At 62.2% G+C, this 2130-nt stretch carries 3 protein-coding genes; 1 reads left to right on the top strand and 2 read right to left on the bottom strand.

All coding sequences use genetic code 11. The features are described from left to right. Positions 1-259 precede the first annotated feature (259 nt). Positions 260-895, top strand: a complete 636-nt coding sequence (locus tag WEB61_RS04200) for a hypothetical protein (RefSeq protein WP_368063073.1) — start codon at positions 260-262, stop codon at positions 893-895. A gap of 66 nt (positions 896-961) precedes the next feature. Here WEB61_RS04200 and WEB61_RS04195 read toward each other — a convergent pair whose 3' ends face one another. Further along, positions 962-1336, bottom strand: coding sequence for a hypothetical protein (locus WEB61_RS04195; RefSeq protein ID WP_368063072.1), 375 nt, complete (start codon positions 1334-1336; stop codon positions 962-964). 86 nt (positions 1337-1422) lie between these two features. Further along, positions 1423-2130 (bottom strand): Gfo/Idh/MocA family oxidoreductase (locus tag WEB61_RS04190; RefSeq protein ID WP_368063071.1); only part of this gene is annotated, 708 nt, incomplete at its 5' end.

Genomic DNA, 2130 nt, shown 5'->3' with positions numbered 1-2130 from the left:
CCGCAAGGCGGCGTCTCTCTTCACAAAAAATCCATGGTCCGTAGAAAACCGTCGCGTCCATATCCGGCCTTCGCCGCCAGACGCATCGCAACCGACCTTCATGCTCCGTGCGCCGACGGCTCCGCACGGCCTGTTGCTCGGCCCGCCCGAGAGGGCATACTCATGCCGAGACTCTGATCCCCGGCGAGGGAAGCTTCGGGGCAGGTCGCCCCCCGGGGAATATTTGCAGACCGGCAGGTGCTTCTAACGGGAGTTAGGCATGGGAGTTCGAACAAGGCTGGCAGTAGCGTCGGTTTACATCCTGTCCGCCCTTCTGCAAGGGGCGCATGCGGATGTGCTTATACCCCGCCCGATAGAAGAACATATCGATAGATCGGATATCGTTGCCTTGGTTCAGATTGAGACTGCGACCGCGGTATATTTCGACACGGAACAGTGCGGTGTTCGCTATGTCGCCAAAGTAGTTCGTCCGTTTAAGGAGAATGACGACCCTGAACAATCGGACCGAATTGAATTTGGAGGAGGCGGCACTTTGGAAGTCGGTCAATACTACATAGTGTTCCTGAAATATTTTGGGAGCGTCGACGAGTATCACCAGGATCTGGTCCGGCGGCTGTCCCGATGGTCCGACCAAAGCGAACTGCGTGAACTGAACGAAAAGGATGAAGCCTGGATCGAAGGGATGATCACATGTGACGGGTTGGTCCCCGGCTTCGCATTCGACTCGGAAGTGGCTTGGCGTACATACGACAATTTCGTGGACATCGGTGGCATGCGTCCTCGGCCATTCCCGGAATCTGTACACATTGTTTTCGATGAAATTGCCGGGCGAACGGTTGATGCCGGGGATTTGTTTCTGTTTCTCGATCGCGCTTCGAAGGCGAACGAAAAGTAGGTTCGGCAGGTATTTGGCTTGGTGTCGTTTCTGAGTGGAAATGGCGCTTGTCGCGGGACCGCCCGCTCAGTCCCTCCGGCGCGACAGTATGGCGAGCGTCGAGAAGAGGGCGCCGGAAATCCAGAGCGTCGGGCCGAGAAGGCCGGGGAAGAGCGGGATGTGGCCGGGCAGGAGAACGAAGATGACGAAACCGAGATCGGCGGCGCTCACCATGACGAGGTTGAGCCAGTAGCCGCGGATGTCGTTCCGCCAGTTGAGAAGGATCGCGATCAGGATGGCCGCGACGGAGAAGAAGGCGAGGTCCCATGCGCCTTGACTGAGCTTGCCTTGAACGAAGCCGGGCGCCTGCGTGGCGGCGAGCAGGAAGCCGTCATAGGCGGCCCTGAGGTGAAGGAGGCCCCAGAGCACATACGAAACCGCGCCGATCCTTGCGAGCGTCATGGCCGACCTCCCGTTCGGGGGCGCTGCGGCCCCGCGCGTTGCATGAGCGCAACCGGGTTTATGTTAAGTCGGCTGGCCGCAATCCCCTAACCCTTCATTTCGGCATCGAGCCGCGCCCACAGCGTCCGACAATCCACCACCGTTCCCTCGCGCATCGCCCGGTCGACCGCCATCACGGTCAGCCCGGCCACCATCGCGTCGTGAACCTGCACGGGGAAGGGCGCGCCTTCGAGCAGATGCGCCGCGAGGTCGCGCCCCATCGCGGGGTCGGAGCCGTAATGGGCCTCCGGGCCGAGCCCCATATCCTCCGTCTGCGGAGCGTCCTCGCCCAGCGCATCGCGGAAGGTGAGGCGATTGGTCACGAGATCGGCCTCCATCGCGCCGCCCGTGCCGGCGAAATACCAGCGCCTTTGCATCAGCCCTGCATGCGTGTTGGCGTGGAAGGCGAGGCGGACCCCGTTTTCGTATTCGACCAGCGCCACCTGGTTGTCGGCGACATCGGCGTCGGACGAAAAGACGTCGTTGCCGCCGTTCCAGCCCGCGCGCCACACCGAATAGGCTTGCGCGCCGTCCTTGTGGCGCCGCTCGGCGAGCCCCGCATTTTCGGGCGTGAAGATCGTCCGCCCGCCGAAGCTCGCGACGCGGGCGGGGAGCGCCCCGGCGAAAAGCCGGTAGAGATCGAAATCGTGGCAGCATTTGTCGAGCAGGAACGAGCCGCCATGGGCTTCGTGCCGCCGCCAGTCGCGCATCAGGAAGGCGCCGTGCTCGGGATGGAGATGTTCGTTGCCCTCGAA

Origin of the sequence: Parvibaculum sp., from assembly GCF_040882025.1 — a bacterium.
Classification (GTDB): Bacteria; Pseudomonadota; Alphaproteobacteria; order Parvibaculales; family Parvibaculaceae; genus Parvibaculum.
The sequence above is the reverse complement of the archived record's forward strand: the minus strand, read 5'-3'. Positions and strand labels throughout refer to the sequence as shown.

What these genes read in the sequence shown, in the direction of transcription:
- WEB61_RS04200 (WP_368063073.1), top strand. Translation starts at nt 260, where the DNA reads ATGGGAGTTCGAACAAGGCTGGCAGTAGCGTCGGTTTACATCCTGTCC.
- WEB61_RS04195 (WP_368063072.1), bottom strand. Translation starts at nt 1,336, where the DNA reads ATGACGCTCGCAAGGATCGGCGCGGTTTCGTATGTGCTCTGGGGCCTC.